The sequence below is a fragment of the Aquabacterium humicola genome, from assembly GCF_030167915.1.
Lineage (GTDB): Bacteria > Pseudomonadota > Gammaproteobacteria > Burkholderiales > Burkholderiaceae_C > Pseudaquabacterium > Pseudaquabacterium humicola.
The window spans coordinates 460,195-476,105 of record NZ_JARGNB010000002.1; the positions used below are offsets into that span (position 1 = coordinate 460,195).

The 15,911-nt window shown below is 71.6% G+C and carries 14 protein-coding genes; 1 reads left to right on the forward strand and 13 read right to left on the reverse strand.

What is annotated here, in order from left to right; translation table 11 throughout:
• Nucleotides 1–27: 27 nt before the first annotated feature.
• The 12 genes from P1K89_RS12390 to P1K89_RS12445 form a co-directional block, all read right to left on the reverse strand.
• Nucleotides 28–2,310 (reverse strand): cyanophycinase, encoded by a 2,283-nt coding sequence (locus P1K89_RS12390; RefSeq protein WP_284616758.1) that lies wholly within the window; start codon nucleotides 2,308–2,310, stop codon nucleotides 28–30.
• A gap of 84 nt (nucleotides 2,311–2,394) precedes the next feature.
• Nucleotides 2,395–3,360, reverse strand: coding sequence for an isoaspartyl peptidase/L-asparaginase family protein (locus P1K89_RS12395; protein WP_284616759.1), 966 nt, complete (start codon nucleotides 3,358–3,360; stop codon nucleotides 2,395–2,397).
• An 8-nt stretch (nucleotides 3,361–3,368) separates the two neighbouring features.
• Nucleotides 3,369–4,112, reverse strand: coding sequence for an amino acid ABC transporter ATP-binding protein (locus tag P1K89_RS12400; RefSeq protein WP_284616760.1), 744 nt, complete (start codon nucleotides 4,110–4,112; stop codon nucleotides 3,369–3,371).
• A gap of 37 nt (nucleotides 4,113–4,149) precedes the next feature.
• Entirely contained in the window at nucleotides 4,150–5,220 is a 1,071-nt protein-coding gene (locus P1K89_RS12405) for an amino acid ABC transporter permease (RefSeq protein WP_284616761.1), read from the reverse strand.
• Between the two features lie 2 nt (nucleotides 5,221–5,222).
• On the reverse strand, nucleotides 5,223–6,365 hold the full coding sequence (locus tag P1K89_RS12410; RefSeq protein ID WP_284616762.1) for an amino acid ABC transporter permease: 1,143 nt from the start codon (nucleotides 6,363–6,365) through the stop codon (nucleotides 5,223–5,225).
• Nucleotides 6,366–6,451: 86 nt separating this feature from the next.
• Nucleotides 6,452–7,483: an amino acid ABC transporter substrate-binding protein gene (locus P1K89_RS12415; protein ID WP_284616763.1), complete on the reverse strand. Its 1,032-nt coding sequence runs from the start codon at nucleotides 7,481–7,483 to the stop codon at nucleotides 6,452–6,454.
• A 54-nt stretch (nucleotides 7,484–7,537) separates the two neighbouring features.
• On the reverse strand, nucleotides 7,538–8,398 hold the full coding sequence (locus P1K89_RS12420; RefSeq protein WP_284616764.1) for a MurR/RpiR family transcriptional regulator: 861 nt from the start codon (nucleotides 8,396–8,398) through the stop codon (nucleotides 7,538–7,540).
• A 225-nt stretch (nucleotides 8,399–8,623) separates the two neighbouring features.
• Nucleotides 8,624–9,286 (reverse strand): PEP-CTERM sorting domain-containing protein, encoded by a 663-nt coding sequence (locus P1K89_RS12425; protein WP_284616765.1) that lies wholly within the window; start codon nucleotides 9,284–9,286, stop codon nucleotides 8,624–8,626.
• Nucleotides 9,287–9,410: 124 nt separating this feature from the next.
• Nucleotides 9,411–10,439 carry a VWA domain-containing protein gene (locus P1K89_RS12430; protein ID WP_284616766.1) on the reverse strand — a complete coding sequence of 343 codons (1,029 nt, stop codon included), beginning with the start codon at nucleotides 10,437–10,439 and terminating at the stop codon, nucleotides 9,411–9,413.
• A gap of 13 nt (nucleotides 10,440–10,452) precedes the next feature.
• Nucleotides 10,453–11,421 carry a DUF58 domain-containing protein gene (locus P1K89_RS12435; protein WP_284616767.1) on the reverse strand — a complete coding sequence of 323 codons (969 nt, stop codon included), beginning with the start codon at nucleotides 11,419–11,421 and terminating at the stop codon, nucleotides 10,453–10,455.
• 101 nt (nucleotides 11,422–11,522) lie between these two features.
• The gene (locus tag P1K89_RS12440) at nucleotides 11,523–12,521 is read right to left on the reverse strand and encodes an AAA family ATPase (protein ID WP_284616768.1); all 999 of its coding nucleotides are present in this window, start codon (nucleotides 12,519–12,521) and stop codon (nucleotides 11,523–11,525) included.
• A 36-nt stretch (nucleotides 12,522–12,557) separates the two neighbouring features.
• Nucleotides 12,558–13,589: a S1C family serine protease gene (locus P1K89_RS12445; protein WP_439897976.1), complete on the reverse strand. Its 1,032-nt coding sequence runs from the start codon at nucleotides 13,587–13,589 to the stop codon at nucleotides 12,558–12,560.
• A gap of 196 nt (nucleotides 13,590–13,785) precedes the next feature.
• Here P1K89_RS12445 and P1K89_RS12450 point away from each other — a divergent pair, with 196 nt between their 5' ends.
• Nucleotides 13,786–14,640 (forward strand): TatD family hydrolase, encoded by an 855-nt coding sequence (locus P1K89_RS12450; RefSeq protein ID WP_284616770.1) that lies wholly within the window; start codon nucleotides 13,786–13,788, stop codon nucleotides 14,638–14,640.
• A gap of 21 nt (nucleotides 14,641–14,661) precedes the next feature.
• Here the strand turns inward: P1K89_RS12450 and P1K89_RS12455 are convergent, their stop codons facing one another.
• Nucleotides 14,662–15,873 carry a helix-turn-helix domain-containing protein gene (locus tag P1K89_RS12455; protein ID WP_284616771.1) on the reverse strand — a complete coding sequence of 404 codons (1,212 nt, stop codon included), beginning with the start codon at nucleotides 15,871–15,873 and terminating at the stop codon, nucleotides 14,662–14,664.
• Nucleotides 15,874–15,911 lie beyond the last annotated feature (38 nt).

The window sequence follows — 15,911 nt, forward strand, 5'->3', positions numbered from 1 at the left end:
GTGGGCGGGCGGCGGACGGGCCCGGGGTCATTGGACCGGCGCAGTGCAGACGTTGCCGGGGCAGGGTGCGACGTCCAGCAGCACGTTGGTGTACGACAGACGGTCGTCACGCACCCGGAACTCGGTGCCCGAACCACGCCGCAGCGTGAAGCCGTAGTAGGGCGCCGACTGGCCGCCGGTGCCCTCGGTGGTGCCGTAGGCCGTGGCGGCGCCGCTGAGCGCCATCGTGCGCGCCATCGAGACGAAGTTGCCGGTGCCGCTTTCCTGCACGCGCTTGACGCGCACCACGGCCGCTCCCGGCACGACGGGGACCGCCGGGGCGACGATCGACAGTGCCACGCTGAGCGAGCCATTGGCGTCGATGTCCAGCCGGTCGCCCGCGGACAGGTAGTGCAGCCTGATGCCCTGCACCTGGTAGTTGCCGTTGATCGCGCCGCTGGCGATGCTGCCGCGCGCATCGATCACCAGCACGCCACCGGCACCGAGCACGGTCATCGTGGTGCGGCCGTCGGCGCCGGTCCGGCCGACCACCAGGCCGGTGTTCTCGTCGACGCCGAAGCCGTAGTCCAGCCCGCTTTCCTTGACCAGCCGCACGAGGCGGCCTTCGCGGGCGCGGATCGAGAAGTGCGAATCCAGCGCACCGTAGGAGAAGAAGCCCAGGCCGCCGCCCGGGTAGCGGATGCCGTTGCTGCCGGTGCCCTCGATCGTCGGACCGCTGCCGTCGACGAAGCCGTTGGCCAGCGCCTGCCACGAATCGCCGCCGGCGATCATGGGCACGGTCTTGCCCTTCCATTGGCCGCCGGCCTGGACTGCATCGCCGGCGCTGGCGCCGGCCACCACCAGCTGGCCGGCGTTGAAGCGGTTGCGCAGCACCTGCAGCTGGGCGCTGACCTTGCTGTAGGCGCCGCCGGCATCGCGGGTGACGAAGCTCTCCAGGTGGCGCGCCTGGTCGCCGCCGCTGAACCAGATGCCGTGCAGCTGCTGCAGCGTGGTGTTGAACCGCGCGGCGCCGTTGGCGCAGAACACCTGCTGCTGGTCGGCCAGGTCGGGAAAGGCCTGGTCCATGTGGTAGTGGCTGCCCGCCGCCGCGGTATTGGCATAACTCGTGTAGTAGATGGGTGCGTTGAAGCAGTCCGCGGCGTCGATGGCGCGGCGCAGACCCCCGTCGACGGGCAGCCAGACGACGTTGGCACCGGCCGACTTCAACGCGTAGTAGTTGATGTCGCGGTCGAAGAAGGGGTTCTCGGCGGAGGCGGTGACGATGCCGATCGTCGGCCGCTGGCCGCCGGCGACCTTTGTCGCCGCACCGACGAATGCGTTGTACAGGTCGACCGACGAGGGGTCGGTGTTGAACATGACGCTGCGCGTCTCGACCTTGCGGCTGGCCGCGGTGGCGGCCAGTTTGCGGTCGACGAACGTGTGCCGCAGGGCGGCCACCTCGGTCGTCGTCAGCCCGCCGGTGATGCCCACGGTGGGTGGCGTGCCGTCGGCCGCCAGCTTGACGGTGCGGAAGTAGGCGCGGAAGTTCGGGCTGAGCTCGGCGCCGGCGAGGCTGCGGCGGTACACCAGGCTGACCGGACCCAGCTGCTGCTGCATGTACCGCAAGACGAGCGTCACCTTCTCGCGGTCGGCCGCCACGACGAAACTGCCCGCCGCCACCGCGTCGATGTTTGCGTCCGACAGCGTGCACAGCGTGCCGTTGGGCACCGCGTCGCCATTGACACCGCCGCACATGGACCCCACGACGAACAGCCAGTCGGCATGGTTGCCGTTGCTCCAGAAGGCCAGCCCGTCGGCGTACAGCGGCTTGCCGCCGTCGAAATCGGCGAAGCTCAGCGCCACCGGCGCCGGCTTGCCGGCATCGGCCAGCCGGGCGTTGAGCTTGCCGGTGAGCACGGCCTTGGTGGCCGCGCTCATCAGGTGGGACGGCAGCGCGTTCAGCGTCGCGATCCGCTTGGCGTTGATCGTGTAGGTGAAGGTCGGCAGCGTGTAGGTGGGGTCGAACACCACCTTGCTCATCGTCAGCCCCGCGAACGCCGGGTCCTGCGCCAGGATGTCCGCCCAGTCCTTCGCGCAGTTGGCACCGTTGGTGGCGCCGTTGAAGCTGGAGCAGTTCTTCAGGCCGCCGCCGATCACGACGTTGGCGATGCCGGGCATGTCGGCCATGATCTGCTTGGCCACCGTGCTGCCTTCGAGCAGCACGTCGCCGGCGGCCCCGGCGGTGACCGACAGCGCGGCGGCAGCGCCAGCGACCAGCGTGCGCTTGCAGCGGCGGGCGGGCGTGGCGTGAAGAGGCGGACTCAGCGGCATGCGATGTCTCCTTGAAGCGCGCGTCGGCCGCGCGGTGCCGGGGCCCGTTCGGGCCACCACGGGTTGAAGAAGGCCAGCGTGGGTTCAGGGAAAGATCGCGGTGCCGGGCGGCTCGCCGCTGCGCACCCAGCCGTGGTACATGCCGCACACGTTGAACGGCATGGCCAGCGAACCGTCCCGCGCGAGCGCGATCACGCCGCCGCTGCCGCCCAGCGCCGGCAGGCTCTGGTGCACGACGGCATGCGCGGCCGAGGCCAGCGATGCACCGCCGTGCGCGATGCGGGCGTGGATGTCATGGCCCACGCAGGCGCGGATGAAGTGCTCGCCGGTGCCGGTGGCCGACACCGCGCAGGTCGCGTTGTTCGCGTACACCCCGGCGCCCACCAGCGGCGTGTCGCCGATGCGACCCGGGCGCTTGTTGCTCATGCCGCCGGTGGACGTGGCGGCGGCCAGGTTGCCGTGCGCGTCCAGCGCCACGGCGCCGACGGTGCCGAAGCGAGCCGAATCGTCGCTCGCGGCGTGCAGCGGGGCACGCCGCATCCGCTCGTCGTCGTCCGCATGGTCCAGCGCAGTCGCCGTCGGCGCCGCCGCCTGCAGCGCGCGCAACTGGGCCAGCCGGTGCGGCGTCGTGAAGTAGTGGTTGGGCACCGTGGCCAGCCCCACGGCGGCCGCGAAACGATCGGCGGCTTCGGCGCCGAGCAGCACGCAGCGGCCTTCGGCCAGCAGCGCATGCGCGGCCCGCACCGGGTTGCGCACGTGGCGCACGCCCGCCACCGCGCCGGCGCACAGGCCGAGGCCGTCCATCACGCCGGCATCGAGTTCATGGGTGCCGGCCGAAGTCAGCACCGCACCGTGGCCGGCGTTGAACAGCGGGCAGTCCTCCAGCGCGACGACGCTGGCCACCACCGCCTGCACCGCCGATCCGCCGGCGCGCAGCACCGCCTCGCCAGCGGCGAGCGCCTCGCGCAGGCCGGCGTGGTAGCGCGCCTCGTCCTGCTGGCCCGGCAGGATGGTTCCGGCACCGCCGTGAACGGCAAGCACGTATCGCATGGCCGCCCTCAATGCGAGAGGATCTTGCCGAGGAACGCGCGGGTGCGTTCGCTGCGCGGCTGGTCGAAGAACAGCGCCGGCGGCTGGTCCTCGACGATGCGGCCGGCTTCCATGAACACCACGCGATCGGCCACCTGGCGCGCGAAGCCCATCTCGTGCGTCACGACGATCATCGTCATGCCCTGGCGGGCGAGGTCGAGCATGACCTCGAGCACTTCGCCGACCATCTCGGGGTCCAGCGCCGAGGTCGGCTCGTCGAACAGCATCAACTCCGGCGACATCGCCAGCGCCCGCGCGATGGCCACGCGCTGCTGCTGGCCGCCGGACAGCTGCCCCGGGTACTTCGGCGCCTGCTCGGCGATGCGAACGCGCTCCAGCAGTGCCAGTGCCGCCGCACGGGCCTGCGCGGGGGACTTGCCCTGTACCAGCGTGGGCGCCAGCATGAGGTTGTCCAGCACCGTCAGGTGCGGGAACAGGTTGAACTGCTGGAAGACCATGCCGATGCCCTTGCGGGCCTGCACCGCCGGCCGCGAGTCGTCGAGCTCCACGCCCCGGAAGCGCACGCTGCCGGCGTCGTGACGCTCGATTCGGTTGACGCAGCGGATCAGCGTCGACTTGCCCGACCCCGAGGGTCCGCAGACCACGATGCGCTCGCCCTGGTGGACTTGGAGATGGCAATCGGTCAGCGCCTGGAAGGGGCCGAACCACTTGTTCAGGCCATGGATGCTGAGCAGGGCGTCGTTGGCGGGCATGGGGTGTGCGGGGAAGTTGTTGCGGGCGGGCTCGCCGTCAGGCGAGCCGGTAGGTGCGTTCGAGGGTCCGGCCGTAGCGGGCGATGCCCAGACCGATCAGCAGATAGACGCCGCCGACGACCACGTACATCTCGACGAAGTACGGGCGCCAGACGGGGTCGCTCATCGCCAGCTTCAAGGCGCCGGTGAGGTCGTAGACGTTGACGACGGCCACCAGCGAGGTGTCCTTGACGGCGCCGATGAAGTTGTTGGCGGTGGGCGCGATCGTCACGCGCAGCGCCTGCGGCAGCACCACGCGCGACAGCGCCTGCCAGCGCGTCAGCCCGAGCGCGTGCGCGGCTTCGTACTGGCCGCGCGGCACGGCCTGCAGACCGCCGCGGACGACCTCGGCCAGGTAGGCCGCCGAGAACATCGTCAGGCAGATGCCGATGCGCAGCATCATGTCCATGCGCCATTGCGGCGGCAGCACCAGCGGCAGCACGAAGGCGCCGAAGAACAGCAGCGTGATCAGCGGCACGCCGCGAACGCCCTCGATGTAGCCGGTGCACAGCGCACGCAGCACCGGCAGCGGGGACCGCCGCCCGAGGGCCAGCACGATGCCCAGCGGCATGCCGACCAGGCATGCGCTGACGGACAGGAAGAGCGTCAACGGCAGCCCACCCCAGAGCTCGGTGGACACCGGCGCGAGGCCAGCGACGCCGCCGGCCATCAGCGCGCCGAATCCGGCCACGCCGGCGACCAGCAGCAGCAGGCCGCGGCGACCGAAGAAGCGGGGATGGGCGGCACAACCCAGCGACAGCAGCAGCAGCACGCTGGCCAGCACCGGACGCCAGAGCTCGGACGACGGGAAACGGCCCAGCAGCACGAGCCGGTGCTTGTCCGCGACGACGCCCCAGCAGGCGCCCGCGGCGCGCTGGCACGCCGCGGCATCGGGCCGCCACTCGGCATCGAGCACGGCCCAGCGCAGCAGCCAGCCCAGCGCGGCCAGCAGCGCGACCCCCAGCAGCGCGGACACCACGGCCGAGGCCGGGTCGGGCAGGAACACCTGCTTGAACCGCGACCAGCGCGGCAACGGCGGCGCAGAGGTGAGCGCGAGGGTGGTGTTCATGGTCAGCGCTCCGGGATCTGCACGCGGGCGTTGACCAGGGCCATGACCGCCGCCGTCAACAGGTTCAGCAGCAGGTAGACCGCCGCGATGATGCCGATGCATTCGATGGCCTGGCCGTTCTGGTTGAGCGCGGTGGTGGCCACCGACACCACGTCGGGGTAGCCGACGGCGACCGCCAGCGATGAGTTCTTGACGGTGTTCATCACCAGGCTGGTGTAGGGCGGCGCCATCACCCGCAGGCCTTGCGGCAGCACCACGCGGACAAGCGCCTGGGACCAGCGCAGGCCGAGGGCATGCGCGGCTTCCCACTGGCCGCGCGGCACGGCCTGCAGGCCGGCGCGAACGATCTCGGCGGCGTAGGCCGCGCCGTAGAGCGACAGCGCCGCCACCAGCGCCAGCCACTCCGGGCTGAGCACGGCGCCGCCCTCGACGCCGAAGCTGCCGCGCCGCGGTACCTGCCACTGCAGCGGCAGCCACCACCACAGCGCGGCCACGGCCACGATCCCGGCGCCCCAGCGCCAGCCGGCGCGAGCGGCCGGCCCCTGGCCGCGCCGGCGCGCGACGCGGCCGACGCCCAGCACCGCGGCCGCACCGGCGGCCGCCGCCGCGATGCCGCCCAGCAGGCCGGACTCCGGCGCAGGCAACGCCAGGCCGCCTTTGCTGAGGAATACGCCGCCCCAGCTCAGCGGCTGGCCGGCGTCGGGCAGGGTTTCGGTGAGCAGGAAGTACCACATCAGCACCTGCACCAGCAGCGGCACGTTGCGCACGAGATCGACGTACACCCGCGCGACACGGCTGATCAGCGGGTGACGGCTGATTTGCGCGATGCCGATCAGCAGGCCCAGCACGCTGGCCAGCGCCACCGCCGGAATCGCCGCACGCAGCGTATTGGCGATGCCGGCGGCAAAGGCCAGCAGGTAGCTGTCGCCGATGTCGTAGGGCACCGGCCCTTCGGCGATCGCGAAGCCCGCGGCGTCGGCCAGGAAGCCGAAGCCGCCGGCGATCTGCCGCGCCGCCAGGTTCTCTGCGGCGTTCCGGGCCAGCCAGCCGAGCGTGGCGGCGACCGCAGCGAGTGCCAGCGCCTGCAGGGCGAGCGACCGCAGGCGAGCCGATCGTGGGGGAGCGGAGAGGGATGGCGAAGTCATGGTTGCGGGCACCTGGCCATGCGGCAGCCCGGCCGGGCGCCTGCCCGGCCGTGCCGATTCAAAGGGGGATCAGTGCGGGGCGCTGCTCAGCGCAACGGCGGCGACATCAGCAGGCCGCCGTGGTTCCACAGGTTCATGCGCCCGCGCGGCAGCTTGATGACCGACTTCGCGCCGAGGTTGCGCTCGAAGCTGTCGCCGTAGTTGCCGACGGCCTTGACGATGCGGTAGCTCCAGTCCTTGTCCAGCCCGATGTGCTTGCCGGTGTCCTCGCCGGTGCCGACGAAGCGGCGGATCGGCACCTCGCTGCTGCTGGCCTTGAGCTGGTCGATGTTGGCCTGCGAGATGCCGAGCTCCTCGGCCTCGACCATCGCGTTGAGCGTCCACTTGACGATCGCGAACCACTCCTCGTCGCCGCGCCGCACGGCCGGCCCCAACGGTTCCTTGGAGATCAGCTCAGGCAGGATCGCGTAGTCGTCGGGATTCTTCAGCTGCTTGGCCTTGAGCACCACCAGCGCACTGTTGTCCGCGGTGTAGGCCTGGCAGCGGCCGCTCTCGAAGGCCTGCTGGGCCGCCTCGGGCTGGTCGAAGCTCACCGCCTTGTACTGCAGCTTGTGGGCTCGGAAGTACTCGGCGAGCGTGCGCTCGGTCGTGGTGCCCGAGTCGACGCAGATGGTTGCGCCGCCGAGATCCTTCACGCTCGCGAGGTTGGGCCGCTTGCGGGCGATGAAGGCCTGCCCGTCGTAGAAGTTGACGCCGGCCCAGACCAGGCCGAGCGATGCATCGCGGCTGAAGGTCCAGGTGGTGTTGCGCGACAGCACGTCGATCTCGCCGCCCTGCAGCGCGGTGATGCGCGTCTGCGCGCTGGTGGGCACGAATTTCACCTTGTCCGCATCGCCCAGCACGGCCGCGGCCAGCGCACGGCAGAAGTCCACGTCCAGGCCCGACCAGTTGCCGTTGCCGTCGGCCAGCGCGAAGCCGGCGCGTCCGGTGTGCACGCCGCAGGTGAGCGTGCCCTTCTGCTTGACGCTGTCCAGCACCTTGCCGGCATGGGCCGGCACGGCGCAGGCCACGGTGGACAGGGTCAGCGCCAGCGCGCGCAGGGGGGTGAAGGCTTTCATCGGGAACTCCAGAGGTGGGGCAGCGGATGCGTGCAGAAACCGGGCGCGATGCCTTCAGGCGTCGGGCGCCGGGGAAAGGTGGGCGGCGATGGACTCCGTCAGCTCGGCGGCCATGGCCACCGCCTTGGGATTGCGCCGGATCACTTCGGCGACGAGCGACTCGCACAGCAGTTGCGTCGCGACGTAGCTCGAGGGCAGCACCGGGTGCGACGAGGGGGCGAACAGGCGCTGGTCGGCCTCGCCGGCCAGCGGCGCCGCGTGGGAATCGACGATCGCCAGCACCTTCGCGCCGCGCTCGCGTGCGAAGCGCGCCAGCAGCGTGGTATCGCGCGAATAGCGCGGCAGGCTGATCGCCACCAGCACGTCGCCGCTGGTGATGGTGCTCATGCGGCTGGCGCTCTGCTCGGTGCCGCCGCTGCCGCTCAAGGGCAGCACCGCGCGGCTGTAAGGCGTCAGCGCGTCGGCCAGCCAGCCGCACACATGGGACGTCAGCCCGAAGCCCAGCACGAAGATGCGCTTGGCGCCGGTGAGCAGTTGCGCGGCGTCGACCAGTGCGCCCTCGCTGTTGTCGCGCATCAGCTGCTCGAGGTTCGCGCGCCCCATGGCCACGTAGTGCGCGGTGGGCGCGACCTGGCCGCGATGCTGCTCGTCGCGCAGCTTCTGCACCGGGTCGATCGCGGCGCGCATCACGGCGGACAACTCCGCCTTCAGTTCGGCGAAGCCTTCGTAGCCAGCGGCCCGCGCCAGGCGGTTGACGCTGGCCGGTGAACTGCCGGCCGCGCGTGCGATGTCCTCGATGCCCAGCGTCGCTGCCTGCGCGCTGTGCCTGAGGATCCACTGCGCGACGGCCGCCAGTGCGGGCGCGACGTTCGGCGAACACTCGCGGATGCGGTCCAGCGGGCGAAGAGGGCTCATGGTGGATGAAAATTGATTTTCATGAATGTACATTCATGAAAATTCATTTTCATCCTGGTTTGCCCGGGAGCCCATGGCAAACGGCGTCAGCCTGTCGCCAGGTGCGCCCGCAGCTGCGCTCGGTGTTCGCGAAGACTCGCCTGTCGCGGCGGAACGAACTGGTGCGCCAGCTCAGCGCGACGCCGCCGCAGGACGATCCGGCGGCGGGCTGGGGGTCAGGCGGCTTCAGCCGCGGCCGCGGCCGCGGCGCGAGGCCGCCGTCGCCGCCGCCATCGCGACCAGCGCGAGGGCGTAGGTCGCCGGCTCCGGCACGGTGCCGGGAACGGTGCTCGAGCCGCCGCCGTCGGGCATCTCGAAGCTCAGCGTCATCGTCGACATCGGGCCGAAGGTGAAGCTGTCGGTGTGGCTGCCGGGGAAATTCTCGTAGCCGCCGAGCGCGATGACCAGTTCGCCGTCGGCCAGCAGCGTCTTCAGCATCGCGAAGTGCGCGGGGTTCTCCTCGCCGAAGGAGACCGTGTCGTTGAACAGGCCCATCGACGCGAATGCGTGGTAGGTCGACGCGTCGTCGCGGTAGCCGAACTCGATCCGCGGGTTGCCGCCGAGCGGGCCCAGCTGGTCGAGGTAGTCCGGGTCGGTCGACGAGAACTCGAACCAGAAGCGCTCGACATTGGCGATGTTGTTCACCGGGAACGCCATGTTCCAGCCGCCGGTGACGAAGGTGCCGTCGGTGTAGGTGCCGAAGGGCGCGATGGTCTCGAAGTTGATCGTCTGGCTGATCGTCGCGGCGCGGCTGGCCGAGGGCAGCAGCAGCGCGCCGCAGATGCCGGCGAGCACGGCGGCGTCGAGCAGCAGCGGACGAAGGGTTCTCTTGATGACAGCGTGGAGCATGGTGCGGGCCTGGTGTGTTGGTATGCCCGCAAGTCTTCCGCCCCGCCGTCGCAGAAGCGTTGCAGCCGCGGGGGCGGCTGCGTATCGTTTGTTGAGCGCTTGTTGTGCGTGTTGCGGCCGGGCGCTACATCACGCGGCCGAACCACCAGACGCTGAGGGCCGCCGCGAGGAACGCCAGCAGCGCGCCGGCGGCCGCGAACAGCGACGTGACCTCGGTCTCCTTGGTCTCGACGACCAGCCGGCTCGACAGGCCGTGGTAGACCTGCTTCAGGTCCTCGGCGGTGCCGGCATAGAAGTAGTTCGCGCGCGTGAAGGCGGCGATCGACTTCAGCGTCTCCTCGTCCAGCCGCACGCGCATGCTCCAGCCTTCGAAGCCGATGATCTCGCCGTTCTTGGTGCCGATGCCCACCGTGTAGACGCGCACACCACGCTCGGCGGCCATCTTCGCGGCTTCCATCGGGTCCGGCCCGGTGGTGCGCTGGCCGTCGGTCAGCAGGATGATCGCCGCCGACGAGTACGAGCCCGGCTCGACCGGCGTGATGACCTTCTTCGGCTTGTCACCGGGCGACGGCGGCATCGCGCGCGCGCCGGTGATCTGCGACAGGTCGATGCCGTCCTCCGGGAACAACGTCGCCAGCGACAGCACGATGCCCGAGCCGATCGCCGTGCCGCGCTGCAGCTGGAAGCGGTCGATCGCGGCGACGACGTCCTCGCGGCTGAACGTCGGCGCCTGCACCACCGCCGCGGTGCCGGCGAACGAGACGACGCCGATGCGCACGCTGCGCGGCAGCGCGGCGACGAAGGTCTTGGCCGCTTCCTGGGCCGCGACGAGGCGGTTGGGCTGCACATCGGCCGCACGCATGCTGCCGGAGACGTCCATCGCCAGGATGATGGTTTCCTGGTTCGACGGCAGCTTCAGCACCGCCATCGGCCGCGCGACGGCCAGCAGCAGGGTGCCCAGCGACAGCAGCAGCAGCAGCGGCGGCACGTGCCGGCGCCAGCCCGGCCCCTTGCCCAGCGCCTGCTTCACGAGCGCGACGCTGGCAAAGCGCACCGCCGTCTTCTTGCGCTTGTGCAGCAGCCAGAGGTAGAGCAGCACCAGGGCCGGCAGCAACAGCAGCAGCCACAACAGCTCTTGCCATTGGAATGTCATCTCAGCATCCTCGTCAGGGGGCCACCGACGTCGCCGCATGCCGCAGCGAGGCCGGCATGCGGTGGCCGGCCGGTGCGCGCAGCCGCTGCCGCCGCAGCGCGACGAAGCGCAGCAGCGCGGCCATCAGATCGTCGTCGGTCGCCAGCTCCAGGGCATCGACGCCGGCGCGTGCCAGGCTCTGGCGCAGCGCGTCCTCGTGGCCGGCGGCGAGTTTCTCGAAGCGTTCGCGGAAGCCCGGCTCCTGCGTATCGACCAGCACCTGCTCGCCGCTCTCGGCATCCTCGATCGTCACCAGGCCGACGTCGGGCAGCTTCAGCTCCAGCGGGTCGTACAGGCGCACCGCCAGCACCTCGTGCCGGCGGGCCAGGCGGCCGAGCGCGTCCTCCCAGCCGGGTGCGCTGATGAAGTCGGAGACGACGAAGACCAGCGAGCGGCGCTTGATGATGGTCTCGCCGGCGCGCAGCAGGTCGGCCAGCACGGTGCCGCGGCCGGCCTGCGGCGCCGGACGCTGACGCATCGAGGCGATCAGGCCCAGCACATGGCGCCGGCCGACACCCGCGGGCAGCAGCGCGATCGGCCGCTGCGGCCCGTGCTGGCCGTACAGCAGCGCGCCGACGCGGTTGCCGTGGCGCGTCAGCAGCCGCGCGAGCACCGCGACGAACCCTTCGGACACCGCGAGCTTGGTGCGGTCGTTGGAGCCGAAGTCGACGCTGCCGGTCAGGTCGAGCAGGAACCACGCGGTGAGCTCGCGGTCCTCGGTGAACTGGCGCACGTGCGGCTGCTGCAGCCGCGCGGTGACGTTCCAGTCGATGTGGCGCACGTCGTCGCCGTGCTGGTACTCGCGCAGATCCGCGAGGTCCAGCCCCGCGCCGCGCCACAGCGTGCGGTAGTCGCCCTGCAGCAGCCCGTCGAGACGGCGCAGCACCGTCCATTCGAGGCGGCGCAGCAGGGCTTCCGGCGACGACTGCTGCTGGTCGCTCATGGCGGGGGTGTCCAGGCGGCCGCCGCGGAACCGGCTCCGCCGGGCCGCTGGGGGCGCCCCCTCGAGGGGGAGGCGCCGAAGGCGCTTCGGGGGTGGGCCATCTACTGGGGGTGCTGCATGGGTTTGGCCGGCAGCGGGATCTTCGCCATCACCTTCTCGATCAGCGCGTCCGCGGTCAGGCCTTCGGCCAGCGCCTCGTACGACAGCACGAGGCGGTGGCGCATCGTGTCGGCGGCCAGCGCGGTCAGGTCCTCGGGCAGCACGTAGCTGCGGCCGCGCAGGTAGGCCAGCGCGCGCGCCGCCTCGACCAGCGAGATGCTCGCGCGCGGGCTGGCGCCGAAGCTGAAGTAGCGGCCGAGTTCGGGCAGGCCGTGCTGGTCGGGCCGGCGCGTCGCGCCGACCAGCTTGACCGCGTAGGTGATCAGGCTCGGATCGACGTAGACCTTGCGGCATTCCTGCTGCAACTCGACCAGCTGCGACATCGTCGCCGCCGGCAGCACCTCGACCGGCGGGCCGATCACCCGCTCGACGATCACGAACTCCTCGGTATCCGCGGGATAGTCGACCAGCACCTTCATCATGAAGCGGTCGACCTGCGCCTCCGGCAACGGGTACGTGCCTTCGGTTTCGATCGGGTTCTGCGTCGCCATCACGACGAAGGGCGACGGCACCTTGTGCGATTCGCCGGCGATCGTCACCTGGCGCTCCTGCATCACCTCGAGCAAGGCGCTCTGCACCTTGGCCGGCGCGCGGTTGATCTCGTCGGCCAGCAGCAGGTTGGTGAACACCGGGCCCAGCGTGGTGCCGAACTCGCCGGTCTTCTGGTTGTAGATGCGCGTGCCGACGAGGTCGGCCGGCACGAGGTCGGGCGTGAACTGGATGCGCTTGTAGCTGCCGCGCAAGGTGGCGGCCAGCGTGCGCACCGTCAGCGTCTTCGCCAGGCCCGGCACCCCCTCGACCAGCAGGTGCCCCTGGGCCAGCAGCGCCACCATCACGCGCTCGAGGAAGTGGTCCTGGCCGACGACGACGCGCTTGACCTCGTAGAGGATGCGCTCCATCAGCGTCGCTGCTTCGGGCGCGGTGTCGTTCAAGTTCGCCATGCGGTGGGCTCTCCTGTCGCGGACGAGGGAAGGGTGTCAGAACGGCGGCATGCCGACCGCCGCGGCGGCGTTCTCGATCGGCACGGCAAAGCCGATGCCGATGAAGGTGCGCTGCGCGTTCGGATTCATGATCGCGGTGACGATGCCGACGACATGGCCGTCCATGGTGACCAGCGGGCCGCCGGAGTTGCCCGGGTTGGCCGCGGCATCGAACTGGATCAGGTTGCTCAAGCTGCGCTGGCCTTCGGGCGAGCGGAACTCGCGCTTCAAGCCCGAGATGACGCCCTGCGAGGCCGATGGCCCGATGCCGAACGGGAAGCCGATCGCGATCACCTCGTCGCCCGGCGCCAGGCCGGCGGTGGAACGCAGCGTGGCCGCGTGCAGGTCGTCGGGGATCGTCTTCGCGCGCAGCACCGCGAGGTCGTTCTCCGGCTGCAGGTTGACGATCACCGCTTCGGACTCGCTGCCGTCGAAGAAATTGACGGTGATGCGGTCGGCGCCGGCGACGACGTGCAGGTTGGTCAGGATCAGGCCCTTGTCGACGATGACGACGCCGGTGCCGACCGAGCGGCCGTCCTCGTCGATCGCCTTGTCGGCCTTCGCCGTGGGCTTGCCCTTCGCGGGGCCGGGCTTCGGCGCTTCCGCCGGCGGCGGCGACTTGTGCTCGCCGACCACCCGCACCACCGACGGGATCACCGCCGCATAGGCCGCGGCGGCGGCGGCCGGCAGCGGTTCCTTGGCGATCGAGTCGCGCATCGCGGCGTCGATCTGCTCGATCGACAGCGGCGGCTTGACCTTGGCGGTCCACGCCGGCCAGCCGGCGGCGATCACCAGCGCCAGCACGCCGAGCGCCCAGGCCCAGCGTTCATGGCGCCGCAGCCAGCCTTGACGCCTGGCGGTCACCGGGTGGGCCGGGCCCTCGCCGCTGGCCGTGCCGGCTTCGATCGGGGGGGAAGGGGCCTGGTGGCGCGGCGGCGGCAGCGGCAGCGGCACCGCCGTCACCGGGGCCCCGGCTTTCGCCGCCGGGCCGGGCGGCCCGTCGCCCGTCGCCGGTCCTCCGGCGGGCACCGCGACGGGCGTCGCGCGTGGCGGGGTACGACTGTAAAGCGGCGTGCGGGCCATGTTGCCGGCCTCCGTCAGCCCCCAACGGGCTGAAAAAGTTGCGATGACAGTACCACGACGGCCCCGACCTGTGCACGCCGCGGTGAGATGGCCGGCGGGCTTTGCGGACCGAAGCGCGATCGGCGGGCATCATCGGCAGTCGATGAGCCTGCCCTGGATCGACACCCACTGCCACCTCGATGCGCCCGAGTTCGATGCCGACCGCGACGCGGTGGTCGCGCGCGCCCGCGCCGCCGGCGTCGGCATGCAGGTGCTGCCGGCCGTGGCGGCGGCGCACTTCGAGGCGACGCGGCGCATCGCGCACGCGCACGGCCTGGCTTATGCGCTCGGCGTGCACCCGCTGTGCGTGGACCGGGCCGCCGACGACGATCTCGACCGGCTGGCCGACGCGCTGCGGCGCTGGCGCGACGATCCCCGGCTGGTGGCGGTGGGCGAGATCGGGCTCGACTGGTTCGTGCCCGGCCTCGACCGCCCGCGCCAGGAGCGCTTCTACCTCGCGCAGTTGAAGCTCGCGCGCGACGCCGGCCTGCCGGTGCTGCTGCACGTGCGGCGCTCGGCCGACGGGCTGCTGAAGGGCTTGCGGCGCATCGAGGTCGCCGGCGGCATCGCGCATGCGTTCAACGGCAGCGACGTGCAGGCCAAGGGGTTCGCCGAGCGCGGCTTCCGGCTGGGCTTCGGCGGCGCGATGACCTTCGAGCGCGCGTTGCAGATCCGCCACCATGCCGCGACGCTGCCGGAGCAGGTGCCGGTGCTGGAGACCGACGCACCGGACATCCCGCCGCACTGGCTCTACCGCACGGCCGATCAACGCGCCGGCGGTGCCGCGACCGGTCGCAACGAGCCGGCCGAGTTGCCCCGAATCGCCGCAACGCTGGCCTCGCTGCGCGGCTGGACGCCGGAGCAGACCGCGGCGATCACCAGCGCGAACGCGCGCGCGGCCTTGCCGCGGCTCGCCGCGCTGCTGGACGCGGTGGCGGCCGGGCCCGGCGCGGCCTGAAACCCGAGGCCTGAGGCCTGATCAGTCGCCGCGCAGCCGCCGGTACAGCAGCCCGCGCGACACGCCGAGCCGGCGTGCCGCCAGCGAGACATTGCCGCGGCAGGCGGCGAGCGTCTGCTCGATCAGCTGGCGGCTCAGCTGCGCGAGGGTCGCCGGCCCCTGCGGCGCCGACTCGTCGGCCGTGGCCGGCGCCGGCGCCGGCACGGGACCGGCCGGGCGCGAGGGCGTGAACGCCGCCGTGTCGTCGGCATCGCTGTCCGCGTCGCCGAGCGGCCGGAACTCGGCCTGCAGCCACACCGTCAGGCCGTTCGGCAGCAGCAGCGCCTGCGGCTCGCGGCAACGCGTCATCTGCAGCAGGTGCTCGACATCGCAGCCGAGCAGCGCCTCGACGCGGAACTGCCGCGCGTCGGCACCGTCGACGCCGATCAGCCCGGCCGCCGCGACATTGAGCCAACCGATGCGGCCGGCTTCGTCGACGGCCGCGAGCCCCGCGCCCGGCGCCTGCAGCGCGCCGGGTGCGGCGTGCAGCCGCAGCAGCACCTGCTGGCGGGTCTGCGCGATGCGCAGGCGATCCTCGATGGAGCCGGCGTAGGTCTGCACCAGCCAGCGCGCATCGAAGCCGAAGGGCTGGCCGTCGATCGACAGGTCGAGCACCGCCACCACCGTGCCGTGCCGGTTGCGGATCGGCGCGGCGGCGCAGAAGACACGGCCGAAGAGCTCGTGGAAGTGTTCGCCGCCGCGCACCACGCAGCCGCGCCCGCCGTGCGCGGCCAGCGACGGCGCCGTCGTGCCGATCGCGCCTTCGCGCAGGTCGACGCCGATGCGGCAGGCCGCGTGCATCACTGCGCTTTCTTCGCGCCGCGCCGGCGTCACGCGCAGCAGCACGCCGTCGCGGTCGGTCAGCAACACCTTGCAACCGCTGCGGGCGACCGCGGCCTGCAGTTCGTCGAAGGGTTGCTGCGCGGCCTTCAGCAGCAGGTGGTCGCGCGTCGCGAGGTAGCTGATGCGGCTGCGGCTGACGGGTTCCAGCGCCGGCACGCGTTCGGGCTGCAGGCCCTTCTGCAGGCAGCGCTGCCACGAACGCCAGATCGGCTCGGCCACCTGGCCGGCCGGGTGCACGCCGTCGGCGAAGAAGCGCTGGCGCGCGAGCGCCAGGCGCTGCGGCTCGTCGGGCAGCGCGGCATGCCAGGGCAGGGCATGCAGGGTGTGCAGGGCGGCGGCGCGGTCGTTCATGTGTCGAGACAGAACAGTTTCGCTACGGGGTTTCCCGA